Here is a 24,252-nt window from a genome sequence, read left to right on the forward strand (position 1 = left end):
ATCAACACAACACACCTCTAGTGCGTTACAAGCCGACTCAATCTCTGCTTCCGTTTCTGGCTGTCGAATAAAATAAGTCTCGGTACATTCATTGGTCCATTGAGCTAGGAGGGTCGGTGCCTGATCTTCAGGAGCGCCGCATGCTAGGCATTCACCCCACCATGTTCCGTCTTTGCTTTTACACCCAAGAGTATAAAACGCGCCTTCAACATTTTTGGGCAATCGACTTGGATGTATGTAGTAGTCACGGTGCATGGCTATGATCTATAACGTTGAATTGAAATGCGCGAACGCAATTAGTAAAAATTAAATTTGCGTAAATTGCCGCGTCATTTTCGAATGCCATGTTAGCCATCGGTGGCACCTGACTTCGGGAGTTTCTCGCAAGATTTGTTGTCACGATCTTTAGACCATTTTATCAAGATATAGTCAGCACCAAACAACTTCCGTTGTTCTGCATCTTCAATACGGTTAACCGTAAAAAGTCTGAAACTCGCTTGGGCTTCGGGCTTATACTGAACACTTTGGAACGCTGCAGCAAAAATTCGATCCGGCACCTGATCTCCATCTAGAAGCCGATCAATCTGTAGTTCCCAACGTGACCAACCTCCAAAGCAGACTGAATTTTTGGGGCAAGACACATGAATGTTTTCTAAGTTCTTTTGCTCCAGCGAACGCCCACAAAACAAGGATTCGGAAGCTTCAGCGCTTCCGAATATGCCAGAAGCTACCAACAGCATGAGCAACTTTGTTTTCATGATGGCAAACTAGATTTAGGCGACACTATGCCGCCTAATAATTTAACGTAACGCACAACACTTCTCATGTAATCCCCTTCAAACCCGCGTGAATGCGTACTTTTATTAAATTCGTTTCAATTTCAGCTATATTAAAAGATCTATGAAAAGCGTCACTGATAAAGATGGTCATTCTATCAAGCTGTTTGGTCGAGTCAAGCAAACGATTTTGCGGTGCGCTTAGTGTGGTCGCTCTGTCTTCTCGTAGTCTTCAGCCCACCACCAGCACGTCCTTTGACATTTTACGTAGGCGCTTTGCGCTGAGATCGGGGATAATAGCGGATTCCCTATTTCGCACTACGAAAGCACGCTATGTCTAATCAATTTGCTCCGCTGAAAAACGATACTTTTTTACGCGCTTTGTTGCGTCAAGAAACTGATTACACGCCACTGTGGTTGATGCGTCAGGCGGGGCGTTATTTGCCGGAATATCGTGCCACGCGTAAAGGCGCAGGCTCGTTTATGAGCTTAGCCAAGAATCCTGACTTTGCGACTGAGGTGACGATACAGCCTTTGGATCGCTTTAAGCTCGATGCGGCGATTTTGTTTTCGGATATTTTGACTGTGCCGGATGCGATGGGCTTGGGTTTGTATTTTGAAGAGGGTGAAGGCCCTAAGTTTGAACGTCCTTTGAAGGATGAGAAATCCATCATGGATTTGAAAGTGCCGGAAGAAGGCAGCTTGCAATATGTGTTTGACGCGGTGACACAGATTCGCCGTACGCTGGATGGTCGTGTGCCTTTGATTGGTTTCTCCGGTAGCCCGTGGACTTTGGCTTGTTATATGGTCGAAGGTCAGGGCTCGCGTGAGTTCCATGGCATCAAGACTTTGATGTACAAACGTCCCGATTTGATGGATAGAATTTTGCGCTTGAATGCCGAAGCGGTGGCGACGTATTTGAATGCGCAGATCGATGCTGGTGCACAGGCAGTCATGATTTTTGATAGTTGGGGTGGGGCGCTGGCGGATGGTGCGTATCAGCGATTCTCATTGAAGTATATGCAAGACGTGGTTAGCAAATTGCAAAAAGAAAAAGACGGCAAGCGTATTCCTTGCATCGTATTCACCAAAGGCGGCGGCTTGTGGTTAGAGCAAATCGCGGATATCGGTGCCGATGCCTTGGGTCTGGATTGGACTGTGAATCTCGGTCAGGCACGCGCCCGGGTTGGTGATAAAGTCGCCTTACAAGGAAACCTTGATCCGGCAGTCTTGTTTGCCGAACCAGATCAAATCCGCAAAGAAGTGACGGCGGCTTTGCATGCTTACGGCAAACCGGGTGCGGGTCATGGCCACGTGTTTAATCTGGGACATGGCATTTCACAATTTACCTCGCCTGATGCGGTGACGGTATTGGTCGAAACTGTGCATGAAGTTAGTCGCCAGCAACGTCAGGCTTAAACTTAAACCTGATTATTTAGTAATCTACTTAGCAATCTCAGAGTGGCTTTTTCTGTCGTTCCCGCGTAGGCGGGAACCTAGTGTCGTAATGGTGCTCAAGGGTGAAGTTTCTAGATTCCCGTTTACGCGGGAATGACAAACTTAGGGAATTTAGTCCTTTCTGAGTTTTGTAACTAATCAGGAACTCAAATAATGTAGTGTGCTGGGAATACGGTTGTCATACAAATTAGGCTGGCTGACCTGCAAGTGACTGGCTCGTTTCCCGTCAAAAATTGCCGTGAAGACTAGTCATAAATACCCAGACCATTAGTTCTGCATTGCTGATTCGTCATGTTGCCATGCAAAACATAAGAGGGCTGCGGCTTAGCGGTCAAAAGCGGGGATAAAGCCATAAGGGTAGCGGTGGACAACTCTGGATTTGTACTAGATTTTTTAGTAGTTATTCACAAAAAAAGTCACCCAAAAAAATAATATGCAAATTTGTTTTTTGCCTCAAATGGTTTTTTGTAAGTCTTTGTTTTAAAACGAGTTTTTTTGTGCATCGCAAATGGGCATTCTGTTGAAACCCGCATAGAATCTAGGCTGTAGGCTTGTCAAGATGTGTTTGTCCACAAAGTTATCCACAGTTATTGTGGATAGAGTAAAAAGAGCTTATGAAACCGATAGTTAGCGCATTACCTCAAGCCTTACATTAAGTTCGTGGAACCTATTTACCTCACTATTGCTTTAGATACCCCCCTTGACAGACTCTTCGATTACCGTTGGGAGCCAGTCGCGGACGTAGCCTTGCCGCAAGTCGGGCAAATCGCCTTGGTGCCTTTTGGCAGGCAAGAGATCGCGGGTCTCATCGTCGCTATCGCGCATCAAACCGAAGTTCCTGCCGATAAAATTAAATCGGTGATCTCGGTGCGTTATCAGTGCCCAGCTTTGTTGCCAGACTGGATTAATTTATGTCGTTTTGCTGCTGATTATTATCAGCGCCCTTTGGGTGAGGTGGCGATTCCTGCCTTGCCCAAAAATCTGCGCGTGCCGAAAACCACGTCTTTAGAACGTAATTTGAAGAAGCTCGCCAAATTGCCCACAGCGCAAGATGCGAGTGCTAGCCAAGAGCCGCTTCTCAACACTGAGCAACAACATGCGGTCGATACTATATCGGCAACTAGCGGCTTTGCTGCCTATTTATTGCACGGTGTTACTGGCAGCGGCAAAACCGAAGTTTATTTGCAAACTGCTGCCCGCGTATTGGCACAAAGTGAACAGACGCAGGTTTTGATTTTGGTGCCAGAAATTAATCTGACACCGCAATTGGAAGGCAATATTCGCGGTCGTTTTCCGGGTTTGCAAATCGCTACTTTGCATAGCGGCATGGCTGAAGGTGAGCGCCTGCTTCACTGGTTAGCAGCACACACAGGGCAGGCCAGAATTATCCTAGGTACACGCCTGGCAATTTTGTCATCTCTGCCGCATTTGAAAATGATCGTCATTGATGAAGAGCATGATCCGTCTTATAAGCAGCAAGAAGGCTTGCGCTATTCGGCACGCGATCTGGCGGTGTGGCGTGCACATCAACTGGCGATCCCCGTGGTGTTGGGTTCGGCAACGCCGTCCTTAGAAACCTGGCAACACGCGAAAGCCGGGCGCTATCAGAAGTTGACGCTACAAGAACGCGCCGTCAAAGCGGCAGTTTTGCCCATCGTCAAGATCATTAATACCGAACGCGAAAAGCCATCTGAAGGCCTAACCCAAAGACTAATCTCCGCAGTACGCCTGCGTTTGGAGAAGGGCGAGCAATCACTACTGTTCTTAAATCGACGTGGTTATGCGCCAGTGATCCATTGCGATGCTTGCGGTTGGATCAGTAATTGCACAAGATGTACGGCACATTTGGTCATGCACAAGTTGGACAAGAAACTGCGTTGCCATCACTGCGGTTTAGAACAACGCATCCCGCGTGCTTGCCCCACGTGCGGCAATATTGATCTGCAACCTTTGGGGCGCGGTACGCAAAGATTGGAAGAAGGTTTAAAGACGATCTTTCCAGAAGCCAGAATTTTTCGCATTGATGCTGATTCGACAAGGCTCAAAGGTAGTGCTGAAGCCGCTTTCGATACCGTGCATCGCGGCGAAGTGGATATTCTGATCGGCACGCAAATGGTCGCCAAAGGGCACGATTTTAAGAATCTGACCTTGGTCGCGGCTTTGAATCCTGACAGTGCTTTGTTCTCACAAGACTTTCGCGCTAGTGAACGCCTGTTCGCCCAATTGATGCAAGTGGCGGGGCGCGCCGGTCGTGCGGCACAAGCCGAAGGCGGCAATGCCAGCGAAGTCTTGATCCAAACCCGTTATCCCGATCATCCGCTTTACCACGCCTTGATGGCGCACAATTATCAGGGCTTTGCCGATGATTTATTAGAAGAGCGCCAGCAAGCCGCGATGCCGCCTTTTATTTACCAAGCATTACTGCGCGCCGAAGCCAAAAAGTTGGAAACCGCGATTCTGTTTCTAAAAGAAGCCGCCACTTGCACCGCGCAGCAAGGCATCACCATCAACGATCCCATCCCCATGACTATGACGCGGGTTCATAATGTCGACCGGGCTCAGCTATTAGTCGAATCTACTTCACGCCCGGCACTGCAAGCCTTCTTGAAAGAATGGATCGCCACTCTGCGCAGCATGAAAAGCCGGGTGAAGTGGGGAGTGGAGATTGATCCTGTGGATATTTAGTAATTTTCTAGTTTTGTATTGCGTCTGTTAAAAATAGCTGAGCGATTGAAGTATGAAAGACATCGCAATCAGGAAGAGTGGTTTTTCCAACGCAGCTTGAGCGTGAGACCTTAAACAAATTGTTCTTTCAGGTGCAATCGGTTATCTTTTATTCCCATTGTTCGAGTATTCTTTCGCACCGACCTTATTCGGATATAGCCTTGTTTGTGCTCGACTGTATCACCCTAATTTTTAGGAGTAACCATGAACGTCGAAGTAGAAGTCAGCATCAAAGCATCTAAACCGGCGATCTGGGCGGCGATTTCTGATATTGAACACGCGACAAAAATTATTCGCGGTATCGAAAAAATTGAAATCGTCAATAAACCCGCTAACGGTTTGATCGGTCTCAGGTGGCGTGAGACGCGTATTTTATTTGGTAAGCCTGCAACCGCAGAAAAATGGATTACCGATGCCGTGGAGAATGAGTATTATCAAACTCGCGCGGAAAGTGATGGTTTCATATTCTTATCCACCACCCGTATTGAAGAACAAGAAGGACAGCAAGGTGCTATGCGCTTAATCAGCGTACATGATTCTCAGCCACAGACCTGGATGACTAAATTGATGGTGATTCCCATGCGCTTATTTTTCAAAGGCGTGGCGAAAAAGGCGTTGATGCAAGATTTGATCGATATTAAAACCGCTGTTGAGCGCGCATGATTTAGTTCTCGATAGTAGGCCTAGGTTCTGGCAAGATAGAGCACATATAGCCCAGGCGTAGTAACAATCCCGTAAGCTGCAAATTAGCATTCACAATGTGAAGTACATCAGGAGACAAAAATGAAAAGAGTTACAGGCATAGGTGGGATTTTTTTTAGTGCTAATGATCCAGTCGCGATGCGCGCTTGGTATAAACGCCACTTGGGTATTGATGTACAGAATTGGGGCGGTACTGCGTTTAGTTGGGCTGATGCCGAAGGTAAGCCCACTGCGGGAACGACGGTATGGTCGATAGGCGCCGCCGATGGTAAGCACTTTGCGCCTAGCACGGCGAGTTTTATGATTAATTATCGGGTCGACGATTTAGCCGCTCTATTACAAGCGCTGCGCGACGAAGGTTGTCAGGTAATGGACAAGGTCGATGATTCTGAATACGGAAAATTCGGTTGGGTGATTGATCCTGAAGGCAATAAGATCGAATTATGGCAGCCGCCTGCGGGGCAGTGAGTCTAAGGTTTTTTGTCTATGAAAAAAATCATACTGCGCGACGCAACACCCGAAGACTTTGAACACATCCTCGCACTCAATGATGCAGAAGTGCAGCAAACCAGTGCGATGGATTTTCAAAAGCTAAGGTTATTGGCATCGCTATCGGCTTATCATAAGGTCGCGTTGGTTGACGACAAAATCGCCGCATTTTTATTGGCGATGCGAGAGAATACCACGTACGAGAGCGAAAATTATCGCTGGTTCGCGGCGCGCTTCCCGCACTTTATTTACGTCGATCGCATCGTTGTCAGCGCTGAATTTGCCGGGCTTAAAATTGGTAGTTTGTTGTATAGCGATTTGTTTGATTTCGCGCGTGCGCATCAGGTCGCTATGGTCACTTGTGAATACAATATTCAACCACCGAATCCAGCGTCTAAGAGCTTTCACGACAAATTTGGGTTTAAAGAAATCGATACGCAATGGGTGGCGAACGGAAGTAAGCAAGTGTCTCTGCAAGTCGCCGAAGTCAATTGACTAAGTGGTCAAATGCGTAGCCGCGATTAGCATAATCGCACAAATTGAAAGTAACACGTCAGACTTACATGGCCGCTACCAAAGCCTAAAACTTCTATCCAAATTCCGACCACATCATGCCACCTCACACTATTCGCCCTGCCATAAGTGAAGACAGTGCGGCACTATCCCGCCTCTTGACTGAACTGGGTCATCCAACTAGCGATGCCGACTTACGTCAACGTTGGCCAGCATGGGTGGAGCAAGGTAATCATGCTTTGGTGGCGGTGCAATCGGATGGCGGCTTGCATGGCTTGATTACTTTGCATAGCATGATTGTGTTGCACCGACCTCGGCCAGTTGGGCGAGTGACTTCTTTGGTGGTGGATAGCACTGTGCGTGGGCAGGGCATAGGGTGTGCTTTGATGGCCGCGGCAGAATCTTACTTCTTGCAGGCGGGATGTGGTTTGGTTGAGATCACTAGCCACCAATGCCTAGTCGATGCGCATGCTTTTTATCAGCAGCTGGGGTACGCTCGTACCGGCATACGTTTGGCTAAAGAATTGCCAGCGACGTAAATATGCAAATACGTAAATTTAAGTACGGTATTTATTCAGGGAGTTCAGTATGAGCACAACATCCGCATCTCGGTCAGTCGCGCAGTCAGTTGCAATCGTCGTTGGACAATTGCAGGCTTTGGGTCTTGAAACTTACCGCAATACCATTCGCAAACATGGTGCGCAAGAGCCCGTGTTTGGCGTCAAGATCGAAGAGATGAAGAAATTGATGAAGCCGTATAAGAATGATGTGGCCTTCGCTTGCACATTGTTCGATACCGGGATTTATGACGCGCAGTACATGGCGGGCTTGTTGGCGAACGGACACCAGATGAGTGCCGCACAACTGCAACACTGGGTGACAACGGCGAATTCACATGGCATACGTGAATATAGCGTGGCATGGGTCGCGGCGGAAAGCCCGCATGCAGTTGCATTAGCCTTGGATTGGATTGCCTCTGGCGATGAAGCGATTGCCGCAACTGGTTGGTGTACCTTGAGCAGTTATGTAGCGATTACTGACGATGCACAGCTCGACCTGGGATTACTCAAGAAATTGTTGAAGAAAGTACAGGCCGAAATTCATCAGGCACCGAATCGGGTTTGCTATTGCATGAATGCCTATGTGATTGCGCTGGGTTCGTATGTGACAGAACTGAGTGCTGCGGCGCTGCAGGCTGCACAGAAGATAGGTGAAGTAACCGTCGATGTGGGCGATACGGCATGCAAAGTGCCATTTGCACCGGATTACATCACCAAAGTCGCGCAGCGTGGAAGCTTGGGTAAAAAGCGTAAGACCGCTAAATGTTGAAGTAGTGTTAGTTTGATTGGTGGATTCCACTGCAATTATTCCACGGTGAATCTAGGCGCTCGTCTTATTCGTTCCATTAAGTGGCTTAATTAGCGCTTAATTTTAGTTCAACAATCGGCTCAACAATCGGCTCAACAATCGGCTCAACAATCGGCTCAACAATCGGCTCAACAATCGGCTCAATAATCGGCTCAATAATCGGCTCAATAATCGGCTCAATAATCGGCTCAATAATCGGCTCAATAATCGGCTCAATAATCGGCTCAACAATCGCGCAACATTAGCGCAAACTAAGTGCTCAAAGCGCGCGTATGCCTTCCACTAATTGTTGCGTGACTTTTTGCCAGGTGTAGCTTTGCCTGACATAAGCTGGACCTGCTTGCTTCGCCTGACTTCTGAAATGGGTATCGTGCAATACTTTGTGCATGAGTTCTACATAGGCGGGAAATACGGGTTGCAGTGAGTTGCCTTGCCATATTTCGCTCGTAATTTCTTTCGTGACGCTCGGAATCCGCCAAGCAAAATCTCTATGGGTGGTTTCATCGGTTGGCCCGCCTTCGGTACACAGAATTGCTAAACCGCAAGCAGCAGCCTCTAACACCGGCAAATTAAATCCTTCGGCTCGATAGGGAGAAATCAACACATCGGCAGCCTGATAAAACTGCGCGATTTGATGCATGCTCGTTGTCGCACCTATGTAGCGAATTTGATGGCGTATGCGCTCCCATTCCGCCGGAGTCAGGCAAGCAATTGCTTTCTGTAAGGATTGCTGGGAACTGTAAATGCTTTCATTTCCTTTGAATACCAATAGCGCATGCGGATTGTCGGTGGCGATTTGGGCAAACGCCTTGAGACTTAGATCTATACCCTTGTGCCTATACATAGAACTGACTGACAGGTAGACAAAATGATCGTCCCATCTGAGCTTTTGTCGTAAAGCAGTTCGCTCTTCATCATTTAATGGAAAAAACAAATCAGGATCAAAACCCAAAGGCACGGTGAGTATTTGTTCTGCTGCGGCACCACTATTGATCAAAGCTCGTCGTGAAAATGCAGAAGGCGTGAAGAGTTTAATACGATGATCGTGGGCAATTTCCGCTAGTTTGGTCGCACCTAAATAAACTTCTGGTAAGCGGTCTATTTCAGAGATAGCGAAAACTAAAGTCTTGCCATGTGTTGCAGCTTGGAGTTCAAAGGGTGCGCCTATGCGTAGCGTGTAGTCTGGTTTAGCATGCGGATCGGCGCACGTAGGAATGCTGCGGATTGCCTGATCTTTTGCGCTGCCCAAAATATGTTCAGCGGTCTCCCAAGCCGAAGTGCGATTGAATAATTTCTTAAAGGGCGGTTGCGGCAATTCTTGATGAAACACGCTGAACTCGGGATACGCTAATAATTCAAATGCATAATTTTGAAATAGTAATGATAGTGATTGCGTGTATTGGCGCCAGCCTTGCATGTGCAAGATGCTTGAAGATGGACTCTGCATAAAATTTTTAGTGTTAGCCTTATTGTCAGCTTTAGTGTCAGTCTTAGGAGCAGCCTTAGAGTCGGCCATATTGTTAGCATCAATGTCAGTGCAATGAGATCGCTTGCTAGTGAGCAGGTATTGTCAGATATTTTTGATGACGGCGGGTCACATTTCATGTGATGTGTTTGATTTTGTTGGTATTAATTTTATTGTTGCGCAGCATTACGTGAAAATAAATTTCTCAAACTAGAAAAATAATTCTAGAAAAAATCTTCTAGATGGTCTATGCTATCCGTATTGAATAAGGAAATAGCATGCGTACCATCAAAAATTCCGCTACCGAGCTCGCCACATCCCATGCCCGACCTGTTCAGGCCAGCCGGAAACCAACCGCTGCCGAACTTGCCCTGCTGCGTGTCTTGTGGCGTGATGGTCCTGCAACCGCGAAGCAAGTGTTTGAGCGGGTACAGGCTGACCGTCCTGAAATTAATCAAGCCACCGTGTTGCGCCAATTGCAGATTATGCACACTGATGGTTTGCTCAGTCGCGATGAAAGTGCGCGTTCACATGTCTATGCAGCCGCGCAGCCGCAAGAAAAATTGCAAACCAATTTGCTGAAAGATTTTATCCAGCGTGCATTTTCTGGTTCGGGTAAAGAATTGATTATGGCAGCGTTGAAAGAGCATGTCAGCGAAGAAGACCGCGCCGAAATTCAAGCGTTTTTGCATGAGGATAAACCATCATGAGTCATCTACAAGAATGGATCGCCGTATTGGCGATGGCTTTGCTGCATTTTGTCTGGCAAGGATGCGTGATCGTCGCGGTGAGCGCCGTCGTATTGCGTCTCTTGCGTCGCCACACAGCGCAAACGCGTTATGCCTTTGCCAGTTTCGCTCTCTTACTGTGTTTGTTGTTGCCGTTGCTGTATTTGTTGCAGCATGCACCTACGACGCTTGATACGGGCAATCCGTCTATCGACCAGGTTGTCAACACTAGTGATGGGTCCGTTCAGTCTGCGCAGGGCTTTAGTGCAGAATCTGTGGAGGGATCTGCCAAAGCGTCTGTCGATTCCTTATGGAATTTTGTGCTGCGGTTTGGCTTGCCTGGCTATCTTCCCTATCTCGTCATATTTTGGCTGTGTGGTGTTTTGATTTTACTGGTGCGTATGTTGGCTGGTGTGCGCTGGGTTACGCAGCAAGTACGGCAGGCGGCTCAACAGCCGGATCCAGTCTGGCAAGCAAAATTACAGCGCATGGCAGCAGCGATGGGCATGACGAAGACTTTGCGTTTTGGCTTGTCGGATAGTCTGGAATTTCCTGTAACGGCAGGCTGGTGGTGTCCGATAGTGATTTTACCGAGTGCATTGTTGAGCGGTATGCCGGTCGAACTGATAGAAGCTTTACTAGCGCATGAAGTGGCACACATTAAGCGCTTTGATTACCTGGTGAATTTGTTGCAAAGCTTGATAGAGATTGTCCTGTTCTACCATCCAGCAGTATGGTGGTTGTCCCGTCAAATCCGACAAGAACGCGAACAAATTGCTGATGATTTAGCCGCAAGTTTGTTAGGCGAACCGCGGCGCCTGGCACTTGCATTATCCGAGCTGGAGCGATACCAGTTCACCCACCCTCAACTCGCCCAAGTGGCACATGGAGGAAATCTTATGTTACGTATCAAACGTCTGGTTCAACCCGATTCAACAGTCAATACCGCGGCTTGGAAAATTGTCTTTCCGGGCTTAGCGCTAGGCGCAACTTGTCTCGCCTTGTTCGCGCAAGCGCACACTGTGAACACCAATTTAAGTACGCCGCTGAATGCTAACCCAACTGCAGTTGTGAGCCCGAATGTGCACGCTGTTTCAGGGACAGTATTAAGTACAATTCCCGCTAGCGCCGATCTGAATAAATCCGCTGCCATCACACCAAAATCTGTCAAAGCCTCCGATAAAGACACCAATTTTGCACTCGTGAAGCCGCGTGGTGAGCACAATACTTTTGTTCACACTAGTCGAAGCGGTATGGCAGAAATTGAAAAGCTCAAGCGCCAACATGCTGAAGAATTCTTATGGTTTTCTGAAAAAGGGCAATCTTATTGGATTAAAGATCCAGAGATATTAAGCCAAGCCGAAGCTGCCTATAAGCCCGTCGAAGAGTTGGGTACACAAATGGAGCAGCATGGCAAAAAGATGGAGCAGTATGGCACCGTGATGGAAAAGCTGGGCGCCGAAATGGCAGCCTTGTCGGTGAACGAACGTGAGATTGATAGAGCAGTGGAAGCGAGTATGCATGGCTTTGAAAAGAAACTAGCCGCTTACGAAAAGAAACTCGAAGCGGCAGCTGCCAAAGTAGAGCAAGCCACGACGCCACAAGCCCGTCAGCACGCTTTAGAAAATTTGTCACAGCAACAGGCAAAATTCCAGGCGGTGGCAGCAGAATTGCAAAAGAAAGATCAGGCGATGCAACAGCAGCAAGCGCAAATTCAGCAGCAATTGGAGCAGTCACTGCGACCTGTGCAAGACCTGAGTAAGAAGATGGAAGAAGCCGCTAAGCCCATGGATGAATTGGGTAAGCAAATGGATCAATTGGGCAAAAAAATGGACGCACTTTCGCAACAGGCAGAGAAACAAATTTTGGAGTTAATCCAAACTGCCAAACAGAAGAAACTAGTCTTGCCAGTTACACCAGCCAGTGGTGCCTGAGATTGTCTACTTTAACTAAGTTGATTCATTGAGCTAAGTAAATTAGCTCAGCAAATTAGCTCATTGAATTAGCTCATTGAATTAGCTCAGTAAATCAACGCAGTGAATCAGTTCACTAATCAAGATCGTCAACAAGTTTGTTAGATTTCACCACGGCTACAAAGAATCTCGTAGTCGTGGCGCAAATCATTTCAACCTAGTTCAACCTAGTCTCCCAGTTCGGCGAGTTTTAAATGTGCTTGAGTTTATGCATTTTCCTCCAGCACATTCAGCGGTAATTCCATCGTGAAAACGGTGCCGACACCCATTTCACTATCCACTCGTATATGCCCGCCAAGTAGCGAAGTGACGATATTGTAAGTGACATTCAATCCCAGCCCTGAACCGCCATGGCCTAATTTCGTCGTAAAAAATGGTTCAAAAATGCGATGCAGATTAGCCGTCTTAATGCCGACACCATTGTCTTCAAATTTGATTTGAACACGGTCATTGGTGATCAACTGCGCACTGATTGTCATCTTGCCTTGCTTGCGGCTTTCAAAGCCGTGCAAAATGGCGTTTTGTAAGAGATTGATCAGCACTTGCCCATAGGGGCCCGGATAGCTGTGCATTTCTATATTCTCGAGTATATCGATGTCGAGCTGATGTTCCGCGAGTCGAACCTGGTTCATCATGGTGGCGACAATTTCTGTCGTGGTTTTTTTCAAGTTAAAACTGCGTGCTTGAGCACTGGCTTGATCAACCGCAACTTGTTTAAAACTGCTGACCAGATTGGCACTGGTGTGTAAGCTGCGCATCAAGAGGGTGCAGGCTTCCAGGCAACGCTCGGCAAAATTCTTAAAGTCTGAACGTTTGACCGGACCAGCATCAATTTTCTCGGTAATCTGATGCACATTGTCTTCAATCGCGCTGGCGATTAATAGACTGTTTCCTAGCGGCGTATTGAGTTCATGGGCGACACCAGCTACCAGAGAGCCAAGTGCAGCTAATTTTTCACGTTCCACCAATTGTGCCTGGGTTTCTTGTAACTGCTGATAGGCATGGGCATTGTCGAGCGCAATGCCAACGTAAGACGCCAGCGTTCTGAGGATATCGAGGTCAGTGGCTTCGTACGCGTGTTCACGATAACTTTGCACATTGATGATGCCGCGAATTGCACCTTGTACGAAGAAGGGAACATACAAAGAAGACAGGGGCACATGATCACTGGCACCGTCTTCACGGATGGCACCCCATTTTTCCGGGTTTTCGGTCAGCGCGAGGTTATCGATATAATCCTTATATTCCTTGTAGAGATTATTGATAAAAACTTCTTTTTGATGCTCGATACACCATACCGCAAGTTGGTTTTTGTCGGAAAAATTGCGGGTATAAGGGGCATAGCGCTTGCCTTCTTCAATCACAAACGGAAAGCGTATCAAGTCCGCTTCACTATCATAAAAACCAATACCGAAGATGGTGGCATCCATTAATTCATTTACTTTTTGGTAGAGCAAATTAATGATGGATTCGATGTCGAGACTGGCGGTGATTTCTTTACCGATTTCACTCAATAAAGAGATATTGCGGTGCGCATGTTCTAGGGTTTCCTTTTGTTTTTCTACCGCCAGATTTTGATCTTGCAGCTCTTGTGTTCTGTGCGCGACTTGCTCTTCCAAGATCATTTTTTGTTGCACCAACTGGCGCACGCGGAACAAGAAAAAACCATACACAAGGCTGATCAATAGCATGACTAAGAGCAGTCTGAACCACCAAGTTTTCCAAAATGGTGGCGCAATATTAATCACCAGTGAAATACCTTCGTCATTCCATATTTCATTTTTGTTGCTAGCTTTGACGCGAAATACATAGCGACCCGGATCGAGATTGGTGTAGGTCGCGTAACGCTTTTTGGCATCGGTTTCTACCCAATTGGGATCGAAACCGACCAATTGATAGGCATAGTGATTTTCTGAGGGATCTGCAAAATGCATGGCGGCAAACTCGATAGAAAAAATCGAATCAAGATAATTCAAATTGATTTCTTTTGCCTCATGGATCGAACCCTGTAAACGTGGTACGCCGTCGCGTGTCAATAGCGCGATGGAATGGTTAGACAATAAAAAATCAGTAATGACGACTTTCGGCGGTATCGCATTGTCAGAAATATTTTCGGGCTTAAAGCGGGTAATGCCATTCCAGCCACCGAAATTCATCGTGCCATCGTCTGATAAATGAACGGCACCAATTAAGAATGAGCCTTGTATCATGCCGTCTTTGTCGGTGTAGTTCTTGAACTTACCAGTGTCGACTTCGAGACGTGAGATACCCGCTGTACTGCTGATCCAGATATTGCCAAACTTGTCTTCTAATATGCCACCTACCGACTCGGCGGAACCATCTGCTTTGGTAGGATAAAAATGAAAGCGAAATGTTCCATCAGCTTGCGGTTCTAAGCGGTTTAAGCCGCCAGAAGTGCCTACCCATAATCGTTTTTTGCTATCTTCAAATAAGGCATGAATGCGATTATGGCTGAGACTATTTTTCTTCTTGTCGTCGTGGCGTAAATGAATAAATTTTTCGTTTTCACGATCAAAGTAATCGAGGCCATTCATACTGCCAACCCACACTGTGCCACTTGAATCTTCAAACACGGCCAAGGCCCAATTATTCACCACGCTATCGGGGTCATTTGCATCATGCCGGAATGTTGTGAAGTGTTTATGCCCGACTAGTCTGCGATGTAAGCCGCCGCGACTGCTAACCCATAGTGTGCCGGTGTGATCAAGGATCATCCGCTCTATGTAATTATCATTGGTGTCGTCACTAATATAGACTGGCGTGAAACTGTTTTTTGCGGGATCGAACAAGGTCAAACCCGAGCGCGTTCCGACCAGAATACGGCCTTCTTTTTCTGCTAAGAAGCTGGCGATTTGATTGTCTGGTAAGCCCCACTTCTTACTCGAATCTTTACGCCACACATCGACTTGCCGATTCAGCAAATTCATCTTCAATAAGCCACCTGCATAGGTACCTAACCACAATTGATTCTTACCTGCTGAAGCAATGGCGCGTATCCGGTTATCACTGGTGCCGGTAGCATCATCTTGAAGTTGGACAAAGCGATCAAAACCGCCGCTGGCGAGATCTACCCGACTTAGACCAGAAGAGCGCGCACCTACCCACAATACGCCCGTTTGATCTTGAAAAATTTTACTAACGTGATTATGTAAAAGGCTATTCGGATCTAAGGGGCGATGTCGGAATAGTTCGAATTTTTCGCTTTGTTTGAGATAGCGCATCAAGCCTTGATTGACGGTGCCTATCCACAGCGTGTCGTTTTGATCGTGATACAAAGTCTGTATGTGCGAAAGATCAAAGCCTTCCTGTTCACCGACTGCGATTATTTCTCTTTTACTGTCATTCGTGTCTAGCCGTGCTAAGCCAGCATCGCTGCCTATCCATAGGTGTTGATTTCTGTCGATGGAGAGCGAAATAATATTATTTTGTCGCAGCGTAGAGCGATTATTCAGGCGGGTGTTGATGTGCTCAAATTTTTTGCTGCGTGGATCAAATTTGTCTAAGCCAACCGGTGTGCCTATCCACAAATGATTGTTTGCATCGCGCGCCAAATCGGTGAGCAAGTCATCCCGCAGGCTATTTTCATTGTCTTTATCATGTCGATAATCTGTAAAGCTTTGCTGGCGTATATTGAAATGCATGAGACCATAATCGGTCGCTAGCCACAGACCATCGCCGCCGTCATTGACGATGGCATAAATTTTGTAATTACCGGTCAGTGCAGCGTTCTTGCCGCGTCGTAGAAAATTGGTAAAGCGATTGTGCTGGGGATCGTACAGGCTTAAGCCCGATTGTGTTCCTATCCATAGACTACCGTCATGATGTACATACAAGGCGGATATAAAGTTATCACTAATCGATTTGGGGTCTAGCGGATCGTTGCGAAACACCGCTGTGCGGTAGCCATCAAATTTGATCAAACCTGCCTGAGTGCCGACCCAGATAAAGCCTAATTGATCTTGCGTGATGGCAGAAATGGATTGATGAGGAAATCCTTGTTCTGGGCCTATATGTTCAAAGCGTAAAGAACCTAAGGAGGCGGCGAAACTGAGTTGCACTGGGCATTGCAAAGCACACGCACACACGAGCAAAGTTAACAGGCGGCGCCACTGAGGTAGTAACTGCGTTAGTAACTGAGGCAGCAATCGAAACAGTTTGACACTTATCTTCATGAAAAGTTGTACAACGTGAATGTGGATTGAGCTAGGTAGCGCCAGGTAGCTTCAGGACAAGGTATTGCAGGAAAAAGTTGTCTATGAGTATCTTAGACCACAATTGCGGGTGATGCATCTGCATTTGTTGAATCGTGGCTTTTTCGAGGAAAAGTGCGGTGTGCCGCCGCTGCCAGATGTTGAAAAATAATGGCAATTTGAAATGCTTTGATTGTTCAATTTCTGTTGGCGAGGGGTGAGGTAAGGGTGAGGGTAAAGATCAAGGAGAGAAGGGGGACAGCATGAGGAAGATCTCCCTCTCCTGTGCTGTGGTGCAGTGCAGGAGGGGGAAATTTAACTTAAGAAGTAGATCCGCCACTTGATGAGATCGCAGCAGGCATCGTTTTTCCTACCTGATACCAATCGACTTTGCGCGTTACCAACATGATGGCGGCTAAGACACAGAACAATAAAATACTACCCAAGATCAAGGCATTATTTTCTGATTGTAATAAGCCAAACAGTGCTGCATATAACAAAGTTAAGGCTGACCCAAAACCAATCCCACGTTGCCAACTGCGGAGCGCATAGCATAGATAAAAACTAATCAGGCTTAAGCAAGCGATACTGGCGATCAGGTAGGCCCACACAAATTGCATATGCTCGGATAGACTGACTAACAATAAGAAGAACATCACGAGTGCCAAACCGACCAAAGCATATTGCACAGGATGGATAGGAAGTTGCTTCAAAATTTCAAATAAGAAGAAGGCAGAAAAACTCAGGGCAACAAATAACAAGCCATACTTAATCGCGCGGTTTGATTGGCTATAAATATTCACGGGTTCTATGAACGCGACGCCAAAGCTATCGATTTGACCTACGCTTTGTGCCGGTGCAACGATGCCATCTACATTGGTTGGCGCTGGTTTTTCGGCTGCTTGGCAGCATTGTGTGTTTAAGAATTGTTGTTGTGCATCGCTGGATAGAGACGAGATATTCCAAGTCGCATTAAATCCATTCGCATCGATTTTACGTTCTTTCGGTGACGGTAAAAAACGACCAAAAAATTGCGGATGCTGCCACTTGGAGCGCAAGGTGATCTGATTATTTTTGGCGATAGGAATTAGGGCAAATTGCTCTATGCCATCGATGCTAAGATTAAATTCAAAATCGATGTTCTTGCTGATACTGAGATCAAGTTTTTCCAAGGGTGCATGTAAGCCCTGCTTAAAATATTGCAACTGGCTATTTTGTTGAAATTCATAGTTGTGCCCATCCCAGCTAATCGTTGGGACATTTTTTAAACCACGGGTATCGCTTAAACCCAAGCTCACAAATGGTGTATCAATTTGCAAGCGTGATGCAGGTTTTTCGCGTACAAATGCGGACTGGTCGGGTAAATGAAAACTGCCATTGAGTGTGTGCAGGCTGTTATACACCAGCACTTTATGGATGCCCCGATAGCGTTGATCTGTATCGACATTTGACAGCATTTTTAAGGTATTCGGAAACACGAACAGGCGCTTGTTCAATACGCGTTGTCGTATCACACTGCGCTTGCTGGGGGCGTCGATCACTTCTTCTTCCTCATAGTGCTCACTGTATGGAATCACTAAAATCGGTCCTAATAGACTTTGTTGACCGACCGAATCTGCGGCAATACTGCGTACCGCCTCGTTCCGAAAACGCAAGCGTGCATCTATGGTGTTTTCTATCATCATTAAAGGAATACCGATAATCAACATCAGCAAACCAACCGTCAGGGATTTCATGAATAGCGTTTTTTGCATCTTAAGCTCCAGGTTGAAGAAGAGCTTCTAGTGTAAAAAATGTCTGTGCGCTAAGAATGAAGAGATGCGCCTTGATTGTGTGCTGAATGTGAAAACTTAAGCAATTCAGCGGGTTAGCATTGTTAAATATGTTCAAGTTCGCTCTTTCAGCTTGATGTGCAACTTGGCGATCGTGTTCAGAAAGCGTTATGATGGAATTATTGAATGTTGTAATTGATAACGATAGTTTCTAGCCCTGATATGCATAGTGCAAACGCCAAATCTGATTCTGAACTTCAAACTCCGTCGGCCGCACGTCGTGTGCTTTGTGCGCTCGCCTATTCCTGCGGCGTGTTTGCCGGGATTTCATTACTAGGTGCTTTGCTAGTCAGCGTTGATTGTCAGTTGGATGTAAAATGCAGCGTGCGCGACAGAATGATTGATACCACTCTGAGTGGAGTCTGGATCTTCGCCACTATCGTGCTGGCCTATAAGGCTTGGCGTGCAGAATTGCCGGGCTGCCGTAAGCAGGCTAGTAAGTAAGCTAGTAAGTAAGCTAGTAAGTAAGCTAGTAAGTAAGTTCGGAAAGTGCGTTGACGGCACTCAGCTTCTCCATCGCTATCCACCGAATTAGAAGCCATGCTCGAATTGACGATGTCAAATTCCATTAAGATAGGCGCGCCTGGTGTGACAAACCGGGCTAAATCGATAAGAGGAGACTATCAAATGAGTATCGCAAATTGGAGTGTGTTGGCCGCGTGTTTGTTACCAGTTGTGACTGTCGCACTGGCAAAATCCAGTGGTCGCAAACTCTCACGCCGCAATGGTGGCTACGACAATGCCCAGCCGCGTGAATGGGAATCTAAGCTGACCGGTTGGCAACAACGTGCGATTGCTGCACAAAATAATGGATTTGAAGCCTTGCCTCTGTTTATCGCTGGTGTTTTGCTGGCACAACAAGCACATGCAAATCAAACTAGTGTCGACGGTCTGGCAATTGCCTTCGTGATGCTACGTTGTCTGTACGTGGCGGCATATTTGAGTAATCGCGCTACTATACGATCATTGATCTGGTTTGGTGGTCTTGGTGTAAGCATCGCTTTATTTTTTCAATAATTGAAACCTAGACAGAAGAGATCGACTGCATGATGAGCAAAGAAAAGAAACAACAACTGAGCTTTGCGCTCATCATGTCTATGTTGATGGCATTTTGTATGTCAGGCATTTTGACAGCTCTTAACACGGGGTTTGAGGGAGGCTTCATATTGCGCTGGATGCGCGCCTTTTTGGTGGCTTGGGCTTGCGCTTTCCCGCTAGTCCTTTTGTTTGCACCGTTTACGCGCAAATTGGTTGCGCGCTTGCTGCCTTAGTGGTTTGCTGCTATGTATCGTTTTGATTTGTTCGTTTTTGTTCTTGGTTTCTCTGCAGTTTTCCTCCGTTGTTACCTCTGTAGTTTCCCATAAGTGACAAGTCTGGTTTAGTATCATAGTGGGCGTTTCTTTTTGTGAACCCCAATTCTCCAAGGACGCCCTCTATGATGAATGAAGAAGCACTACTAGCCGAGCTGATCGGCATGCTACCTAGCCCCACCTATATCGTTATATCGATCATCTTTGGCGTGATCGGGCTTTACTGTTTTCAGTATGGTCGTAAAAAACCTCATCCACATTTGAAATGGGGCGGGCTGGCGCTGATGTTCTACCCCTATCTGATCGGTAACGACACACGCCTGTTAGTGATCGTTGGCCTTGCATTGTGCGCGCTGTTGTTCTATTGGCGGGAACGCTAATTTTTTTGTAAGACGACGATCAAACTTTGCACCTCATGTTGCGCTTCGCGCCGTCCGCTGTGATGACTAAAGTGGCGCAGCCGTAAGCCGTAAGTTCTTGCTAGTTGGCGGATATAGCTTGCGGAGTGCGCATAGCGTTGCGAAGTTTGCAGCTTAGATTCATCAGTCGCCGATTCTTCAACTGAAAATGCAAAATGTGCGCCGGAAGTGAGTTTGTTTTTGATCAGTCCGAATAAGTCATCCAATCGCCCAAAATACACCAACACATCAGCCGCCACGATCAAATCGTAGCTTGGTGTGGCCTGCGCAAGATAGTGCAAGATATCGTCGCAGATTAATTCTTGGTAGACGTTGCGTCGCCGCGCTTGAGCCAGCATATTTTCTGATAAATCAACACCCGTCAAATGCTGCGCAACCGTAGTCAAATAATCGCCACATAAACCCGTACCGCAACCCAGATCAAGTGCCCGTTCGATTTGGGTGAGACCACAAGATTGAAGAGCATCTTGTAATAGGCGCGGCACCTGATACGACAATGTTTGCAGATGCGCATCAAAGTGCGCGGCATATTGATCGAATAATTCTTTCACATACGTCGCGGGTGCCGCATGTGGCGTTGGTGCCGCACCCAAGCTGGCCAGGTAATATTCTATTTGCGCTTGTTGCGCCTTATCCTGTGCCAGTGCTAAAGCTGTTTGATAGGCGAGTATCGCTGCTTCATGTTCTTGCAAGCTGCGATAAACATGCCCGGTCTGTAGATAAGCATTAGCAAAATCTGGACGCAATGCCTGAGCCTGTTGCAGATCCACCAGTGCTTCTGCATAGCGCTGCAATTTTGCCAACACCATGCCACGATTGCAGTGTAGCGCCGCTAAATTGGCTACAGATGGCGTAGTCTGTAGGGCTAATGTGTAAGCATCCAGGGCCTCCCCATAAAGCCCCAATTGTTGCAAACTAAAGCCACGCGCAAATTGGGCTGCGGGATACGTCGCACGCAATTTGATGGCGTCCTCAAAATCCGCCAGCGCTTGTGCGTGTTCGCCAAGTTCTTGTAAACAGATGCCGCGGTTTAAGAATGCTTCGGGATAATTGAATTGAATTTCCATCGCACGGGTAAAACTATCCAAGGCCTCTTGATAGCGTTTCAATTCGCGCAAAGCATTGCCGCGATTATTCCAGGCCAGCGCATAATCGCTCTGCAAACTCAAGGCTAAATCATAGCAAGCGAGTGCCTGCGCGGATTCACCGATTTCCTGAAAAGTGGCACCCAGATTGCAATGGACTTTAGCTTGTTTCGCATCGACAGCGATGGCTTTTGCAAAAAAATTCAGCGCGCTTTGCGTGTCGCCACGCTGCTTGGCAATCACGCCGATCAAATGCAAGGCATCAAATTGACGTGGATCGATTTGTAAGACTTGCACGTAGTAATCTTCAGCCTGTTGCAAGCGCCCTTGTTGATGGTGGCTGATGGCTTGTTGTAGCAAGCTGTGTAGGTGAGGAGACATGCGCATAATGAGAATGATGAAGCCAATATTAGATCACAGAGCGAGGACTGTTTTACTAATTCGCGTTAAATGACGCTAGAATAATTGATCATCCTACTCACCGTGATCTCATCATGAACCAACCTAAAACTACCGCGATTCTATTCGTCTGCATGGGCAACATCTGTCGCTCGCCTACCGCCGAAGGTGTTTTTCGTGGCAAGGTCGTGGCAGCGGGTTTGCATGATCAGGTGCAAATCGATTCGGCTGGCACGCATGCCTATCACGTCGGCGAAGCACCTGATTTGCGCTCGCAGGAATATGCTTTAAAACGTGGTTATGATTTATCAAAACAACGTGCACGCCAGGTGGCGATGAGTGATTTTGAACAATTTGATCTCGTCATTGCGATGGACAAAGATAATTTACACAATCTGCAAAAGCTATGTCCAGCGCGGCATCAGCATAAATTGAAATTGATGATGTCGTACGCCAGCCATAGCCCATCCGACGTGGTGCCCGATCCTTACTACGGTGGGGGACGGGGATTTGATACGGTGTTAGATTATTTGGAAGATGCGGCTGAGGGTTTGATGCGCGTGCTTGATAACTGAATAAGATCGCCCAAGGCAAGTAGGTGATGCCAGCAGCAATCAGGATCGCACCTAATAAGAGCAGAAATTTGTGTAATATCGTTGGCATGCACAAGGTTCACAAAGATGCGTGGAAAATCTAGTCGCACAAGATTTCTATTTGTTGCGAAACACATTTAATCAAACTTCTCTCAAGTCATGAAGGGCGAATGCGATTCGCGCCGTGGTTGACGCTAAACGATACCTCTTGGACACGGTGTGCTAAGGTGACGTCAACTTTTTGGGGAATTCTCAAGCGACTGTCGTCGCGCGTTGCACCTGCCCTACATGGCTAGCGAGAACGTAGGCAACGATGGCGTTTGCATGACCGTGCCCTAGTCCGTGTTCAGACTTGAGCCATGCAACCATTTCCATGTGTTTCATATCTTGAAGTTTTTCGACGAGTGCCAACCAATGATCGATGGGCTGTCCGTATTTCTTTTCGATCGATGGAAAGTATGACGCTGGGCCTTTCACTTTTTGTTCAGTTGGCATGATTTTCTCCATTGAGTTAAGGTTTATGTTGGTGGCAGACATAACAACTAGATTCACTGGCGCCACAGATGTTGGTATGTAACGACGAGTTCACCAGCGTGCTTAATGCGGCATCATTTTCGCTCTTTCATTTCAGCTAGCTCCACAAGTTCGGCATCGCTTGGGATGGTGCTTCCGGCCCAAAATAAACATTCAGGCGACTTCCTGCATCTAGCCACTCTGGGGACCTTGAGCTGCGCATGTCGTAATAGTTTATTTTCTCCATCCACCAAACGACCTGCGCGTAAGTCCTCGATTGCAAAACGCATTACATACAAATCGAAAGCGTCTTCAGAACCAGCAGAGATTTCCATCACTTTCGCAGTGCGTGCATTTGCTTCGCGCTGTTCGCACCACTGACCAAAGTAAAATCCGCTGACACCTGTTAACAGGGACGTTAGCACAGCCATTAAGAAGCCGCGGCGAACACCACGATGGAGTGCGGAATTAATCGAATTTTTGATGCTCATTTGAGAAACCTAATTAGTTATGTAAGGCGGGTGCAACCCACTTGGTGGTTGACGCTAAACAAAACCTCTGGGATACGGCGTACCAAAGTGACGTCAATTTTCTTATTCTCAAGCGATTATCGGCGCGGCTTGCACCCGCCCTTGGTTGATTAAAAAAGCTACCAGCGCCAAGGGGGACATCGGATGTTTTCAGTCAATAAATTGGAATGAAATCTCATGCAGCGAATGTGTAAAACGATCGCCAAAACAACAAGTGACTGGCTTCATATTAATTCATAGTCATTTGAAGATAGAACGGCGCTACTGGCGGCTTTGGAAATTTTATTAATAGGATTTCACAAAACAATTTGTTTTTTTATCGTCGCTTTTTGTGATGATATTTTCAATCACCCCGTCACCATTTTGAATCAGAATAAATTTCACAGGTTCTTTGCCATATTTATAGCACCCGTCTTTCGTATCTATTTTGTTTTCATTGTTGTATTTGTTCCAAATACTAAAGTGTTCCTTATATAGCGGGTTTCCTCGATTCTCTGTCGATTGTTGTTTGGCAAGAGCTAGAGCTTTATCGTAGGCCATTTGATCTGAATTGTTGTTTGTGGCGCATGCCGATAGAAGTACCGAAATTAAAATAGCTACTTTTTTCATATTGTTTTCCATTATTCACAACGTTGCTGTTCAGCGGCAGCCGAAGACTGTCCGCTGGAGAAAATTGTTAGTGGCTTTAGCATTCGAGCTTCAGTTTTTGATTCTTGATGCATAAATACCCCTGAACTTGTTTGTTAATCTTAATGCTCCAATCCGAATCATCACCATTGTCAGAAATTGTGCGCAAAACGACACCGGTCGACAGGCTAATTTCGAGCTCGGCACTCGTCGCAATAAGTTCAATATTCCGAATGACAGCTCCTTGGAGTTTTGACACCAGCGACTCCCACTCGATCTCATTAGAATGAAAATCTATACGGGACCTTTGAAGTCCGCCAGATTCAGCATTCCAGTCGTATCCGAGGAATATCGTGATCTCGCCAGACGGGCTTCCAATCCGACCATTCGGAAGTTTTAGACCTGATCCAAGCGTGCCCAATTCGAGATAGCAAATCGAATAGTCCGAGAACCAAACAAGGGAAACAACTTCCGCAACCAAAGATTGAACCAAGGGCAAGTGTTTCAATGATTCGACCTAACGCCAAGTTAACCGGC

24 protein-coding genes are annotated in these 24,252 nt (G+C 46.8%); 15 read left to right on the forward strand and 9 right to left on the reverse strand.

Going from position 1 to position 24,252, the window contains the following annotated elements:
• Positions 1-347: 347 nt before the first annotated feature.
• On the reverse strand, positions 348-758 hold the full coding sequence (locus H8K55_RS08385) for a hypothetical protein (RefSeq protein WP_186941626.1): 411 nt from the start codon (positions 756-758) through the stop codon (positions 348-350).
• 351 nt (positions 759-1,109) lie between these two features.
• On the opposite strand from H8K55_RS08385, the gene hemE reads away from it, so the two are divergent.
• The 8 genes from hemE to H8K55_RS22285 all read left to right on the forward strand — a co-directional run bounded on the left by hemE (position 1,110) and on the right by H8K55_RS22285 (position 8,275).
• Entirely contained in the window at positions 1,110-2,195 is a 1,086-nt protein-coding gene (hemE, locus tag H8K55_RS08390; RefSeq protein ID WP_186941627.1) for a uroporphyrinogen decarboxylase, read from the forward strand.
• A 699-nt stretch (positions 2,196-2,894) separates the two neighbouring features.
• Positions 2,895-4,919 (forward strand): primosomal protein N', encoded by a 2,025-nt coding sequence (locus tag H8K55_RS08395; RefSeq protein WP_186941628.1) that lies wholly within the window; start codon positions 2,895-2,897, stop codon positions 4,917-4,919.
• Between the two features lie 243 nt (positions 4,920-5,162).
• The gene (locus H8K55_RS08400; protein WP_186941629.1) at positions 5,163-5,621 is read left to right on the forward strand and encodes an SRPBCC family protein; all 459 of its coding nucleotides are present in this window, start codon (positions 5,163-5,165) and stop codon (positions 5,619-5,621) included.
• Positions 5,622-5,741: 120 nt separating this feature from the next.
• Entirely contained in the window at positions 5,742-6,128 is a 387-nt protein-coding gene (locus tag H8K55_RS08405) for a VOC family protein (protein ID WP_186941630.1), read from the forward strand.
• A gap of 18 nt (positions 6,129-6,146) precedes the next feature.
• Positions 6,147-6,644: a GNAT family N-acetyltransferase gene (locus tag H8K55_RS08410; protein WP_186941631.1), complete on the forward strand. Its 498-nt coding sequence runs from the start codon at positions 6,147-6,149 to the stop codon at positions 6,642-6,644.
• 116 nt (positions 6,645-6,760) lie between these two features.
• Positions 6,761-7,201, forward strand: a complete 441-nt coding sequence (locus H8K55_RS08415; RefSeq protein ID WP_186941632.1) for a GNAT family N-acetyltransferase — start codon at positions 6,761-6,763, stop codon at positions 7,199-7,201.
• 49 nt (positions 7,202-7,250) lie between these two features.
• Positions 7,251-7,991: a DNA alkylation repair protein gene (locus tag H8K55_RS08420; protein WP_186941633.1), complete on the forward strand. Its 741-nt coding sequence runs from the start codon at positions 7,251-7,253 to the stop codon at positions 7,989-7,991.
• 161 nt (positions 7,992-8,152) lie between these two features.
• Positions 8,153-8,275, forward strand: a complete 123-nt coding sequence (locus tag H8K55_RS22285; RefSeq protein ID WP_408057959.1) for a glycine zipper domain-containing protein — start codon at positions 8,153-8,155, stop codon at positions 8,273-8,275.
• 14 nt (positions 8,276-8,289) lie between these two features.
• Here H8K55_RS22285 and H8K55_RS08430 read toward each other — a convergent pair whose 3' ends face one another.
• Complete coding sequence (locus tag H8K55_RS08430; RefSeq protein WP_186941634.1) at positions 8,290-9,477, reverse strand: glycosyltransferase family 4 protein; 1,188 nt, start codon at positions 9,475-9,477, stop codon at positions 8,290-8,292.
• Between the two features lie 296 nt (positions 9,478-9,773).
• Between H8K55_RS08430 and H8K55_RS08435 the strand changes: the two genes are divergently transcribed.
• Together H8K55_RS08435 and H8K55_RS08440 are read left to right on the forward strand one after the other, a co-directional pair.
• Complete coding sequence (locus tag H8K55_RS08435; protein ID WP_186941635.1) at positions 9,774-10,205, forward strand: BlaI/MecI/CopY family transcriptional regulator; 432 nt, start codon at positions 9,774-9,776, stop codon at positions 10,203-10,205.
• Complete coding sequence (locus tag H8K55_RS08440; protein WP_186941636.1) at positions 10,202-12,157, forward strand: M56 family metallopeptidase; 1,956 nt, start codon at positions 10,202-10,204, stop codon at positions 12,155-12,157. The genes H8K55_RS08435 and H8K55_RS08440 overlap by 4 nt, the downstream gene beginning before the upstream one ends.
• A gap of 245 nt (positions 12,158-12,402) precedes the next feature.
• Here the strand turns inward: H8K55_RS08440 and H8K55_RS08445 are convergent, their stop codons facing one another.
• Both H8K55_RS08445 and creD read right to left on the reverse strand, forming a co-directional pair.
• On the reverse strand, positions 12,403-16,275 hold the full coding sequence (locus tag H8K55_RS08445; protein ID WP_186941637.1) for a sensor histidine kinase: 3,873 nt from the start codon (positions 16,273-16,275) through the stop codon (positions 12,403-12,405).
• A 452-nt stretch (positions 16,276-16,727) separates the two neighbouring features.
• Positions 16,728-18,161: a cell envelope integrity protein CreD gene (gene creD, locus H8K55_RS08450; RefSeq protein ID WP_186941638.1), complete on the reverse strand. Its 1,434-nt coding sequence runs from the start codon at positions 18,159-18,161 to the stop codon at positions 16,728-16,730.
• A gap of 240 nt (positions 18,162-18,401) precedes the next feature.
• On the opposite strand from creD, the gene H8K55_RS08455 reads away from it, so the two are divergent.
• From H8K55_RS08455 to H8K55_RS08470, 4 genes are all read left to right on the forward strand, one after another.
• Complete coding sequence (locus tag H8K55_RS08455) at positions 18,402-18,683, forward strand: hypothetical protein (protein WP_186941639.1); 282 nt, start codon at positions 18,402-18,404, stop codon at positions 18,681-18,683.
• A 183-nt stretch (positions 18,684-18,866) separates the two neighbouring features.
• Positions 18,867-19,256 carry an MAPEG family protein gene (locus H8K55_RS08460; RefSeq protein WP_186941640.1) on the forward strand — a complete coding sequence of 130 codons (390 nt, stop codon included), beginning with the start codon at positions 18,867-18,869 and terminating at the stop codon, positions 19,254-19,256.
• Positions 19,257-19,285: 29 nt separating this feature from the next.
• Positions 19,286-19,510 carry a DUF2798 domain-containing protein gene (locus H8K55_RS08465; protein WP_230408533.1) on the forward strand — a complete coding sequence of 75 codons (225 nt, stop codon included), beginning with the start codon at positions 19,286-19,288 and terminating at the stop codon, positions 19,508-19,510.
• 164 nt (positions 19,511-19,674) lie between these two features.
• Positions 19,675-19,929, forward strand: coding sequence for a hypothetical protein (locus H8K55_RS08470; RefSeq protein WP_222612404.1), 255 nt, complete (start codon positions 19,675-19,677; stop codon positions 19,927-19,929).
• Here H8K55_RS08470 and H8K55_RS08475 read toward each other — a convergent pair.
• Positions 19,926-21,440, reverse strand: coding sequence for a tetratricopeptide repeat protein (locus tag H8K55_RS08475; RefSeq protein ID WP_186941641.1), 1,515 nt, complete (start codon positions 21,438-21,440; stop codon positions 19,926-19,928). The genes H8K55_RS08470 and H8K55_RS08475 overlap by 4 nt on opposite strands.
• A 107-nt stretch (positions 21,441-21,547) precedes the next feature.
• Here H8K55_RS08475 and H8K55_RS08480 point away from each other — a divergent pair, with 107 nt between their 5' ends.
• On the forward strand, positions 21,548-22,027 hold the full coding sequence (locus H8K55_RS08480; protein WP_186941642.1) for a low molecular weight protein-tyrosine-phosphatase: 480 nt from the start codon (positions 21,548-21,550) through the stop codon (positions 22,025-22,027).
• A 270-nt stretch (positions 22,028-22,297) separates the two neighbouring features.
• On the opposite strand, the gene H8K55_RS08485 is transcribed toward H8K55_RS08480, so the two are convergent.
• From H8K55_RS08485 to H8K55_RS08500, 4 genes are all read right to left on the reverse strand, one after another.
• On the reverse strand, positions 22,298-22,540 hold the full coding sequence (locus H8K55_RS08485; protein ID WP_186941643.1) for a DUF4287 domain-containing protein: 243 nt from the start codon (positions 22,538-22,540) through the stop codon (positions 22,298-22,300).
• A gap of 113 nt (positions 22,541-22,653) precedes the next feature.
• Positions 22,654-23,049, reverse strand: coding sequence for a hypothetical protein (locus H8K55_RS08490; RefSeq protein ID WP_186941644.1), 396 nt, complete (start codon positions 23,047-23,049; stop codon positions 22,654-22,656).
• Positions 23,050-23,373: 324 nt separating this feature from the next.
• Positions 23,374-23,697 (reverse strand): hypothetical protein, encoded by a 324-nt coding sequence (locus tag H8K55_RS08495; RefSeq protein ID WP_186941645.1) that lies wholly within the window; start codon positions 23,695-23,697, stop codon positions 23,374-23,376.
• Between the two features lie 76 nt (positions 23,698-23,773).
• Positions 23,774-24,223: a hypothetical protein gene (locus H8K55_RS08500; RefSeq protein ID WP_186941646.1), complete on the reverse strand. Its 450-nt coding sequence runs from the start codon at positions 24,221-24,223 to the stop codon at positions 23,774-23,776.
• Between the last annotated feature and the right edge of the window lie 29 nt (positions 24,224-24,252).

The sequence above is a fragment of the Affinundibacterium flavidum genome, from assembly GCF_014284175.1.
Lineage (GTDB): Bacteria > Pseudomonadota > Gammaproteobacteria > Burkholderiales > Burkholderiaceae_D > Undibacterium > Undibacterium flavidum.

Excerpts from the sequence above, each read along its gene's own strand:
- H8K55_RS08385 (WP_186941626.1), bottom strand. The coding sequence starts at position 758 with ATGAAAACAAAGTTGCTCATGCTGTTGGTAGCTTCTGGCATATTCGGA.
- hemE (WP_186941627.1), top strand. The coding sequence starts at position 1,110 with ATGTCTAATCAATTTGCTCCGCTGAAAAACGATACTTTTTTACGCGCT.
- H8K55_RS08400 (WP_186941629.1), top strand. The coding sequence starts at position 5,163 with ATGAACGTCGAAGTAGAAGTCAGCATCAAAGCATCTAAACCGGCGATC.
- H8K55_RS08405 (WP_186941630.1), top strand. The coding sequence starts at position 5,742 with ATGAAAAGAGTTACAGGCATAGGTGGGATTTTTTTTAGTGCTAATGAT.
- H8K55_RS08410 (WP_186941631.1), top strand. The coding sequence starts at position 6,147 with ATGAAAAAAATCATACTGCGCGACGCAACACCCGAAGACTTTGAACAC.
- H8K55_RS08415 (WP_186941632.1), top strand. The coding sequence starts at position 6,761 with ATGCCACCTCACACTATTCGCCCTGCCATAAGTGAAGACAGTGCGGCA.
- H8K55_RS08420 (WP_186941633.1), top strand. The coding sequence starts at position 7,251 with ATGAGCACAACATCCGCATCTCGGTCAGTCGCGCAGTCAGTTGCAATC.
- H8K55_RS08430 (WP_186941634.1), bottom strand. The coding sequence starts at position 9,477 with ATGCAGAGTCCATCTTCAAGCATCTTGCACATGCAAGGCTGGCGCCAA.
- H8K55_RS08435 (WP_186941635.1), top strand. The coding sequence starts at position 9,774 with ATGCGTACCATCAAAAATTCCGCTACCGAGCTCGCCACATCCCATGCC.
- H8K55_RS08440 (WP_186941636.1), top strand. The coding sequence starts at position 10,202 with ATGAGTCATCTACAAGAATGGATCGCCGTATTGGCGATGGCTTTGCTG.
- creD (WP_186941638.1), bottom strand. The coding sequence starts at position 18,161 with ATGCAAAAAACGCTATTCATGAAATCCCTGACGGTTGGTTTGCTGATG.
- H8K55_RS08455 (WP_186941639.1), top strand. The coding sequence starts at position 18,402 with ATGCATAGTGCAAACGCCAAATCTGATTCTGAACTTCAAACTCCGTCG.
- H8K55_RS08460 (WP_186941640.1), top strand. The coding sequence starts at position 18,867 with ATGAGTATCGCAAATTGGAGTGTGTTGGCCGCGTGTTTGTTACCAGTT.
- H8K55_RS08465 (WP_230408533.1), top strand. The coding sequence starts at position 19,286 with ATGATGAGCAAAGAAAAGAAACAACAACTGAGCTTTGCGCTCATCATG.
- H8K55_RS08470 (WP_222612404.1), top strand. The coding sequence starts at position 19,675 with ATGATGAATGAAGAAGCACTACTAGCCGAGCTGATCGGCATGCTACCT.
- H8K55_RS08475 (WP_186941641.1), bottom strand. The coding sequence starts at position 21,440 with ATGCGCATGTCTCCTCACCTACACAGCTTGCTACAACAAGCCATCAGC.
- H8K55_RS08480 (WP_186941642.1), top strand. The coding sequence starts at position 21,548 with ATGAACCAACCTAAAACTACCGCGATTCTATTCGTCTGCATGGGCAAC.
- H8K55_RS08485 (WP_186941643.1), bottom strand. The coding sequence starts at position 22,540 with ATGCCAACTGAACAAAAAGTGAAAGGCCCAGCGTCATACTTTCCATCG.
- H8K55_RS08490 (WP_186941644.1), bottom strand. The coding sequence starts at position 23,049 with ATGAGCATCAAAAATTCGATTAATTCCGCACTCCATCGTGGTGTTCGC.
- H8K55_RS08495 (WP_186941645.1), bottom strand. The coding sequence starts at position 23,697 with ATGAAAAAAGTAGCTATTTTAATTTCGGTACTTCTATCGGCATGCGCC.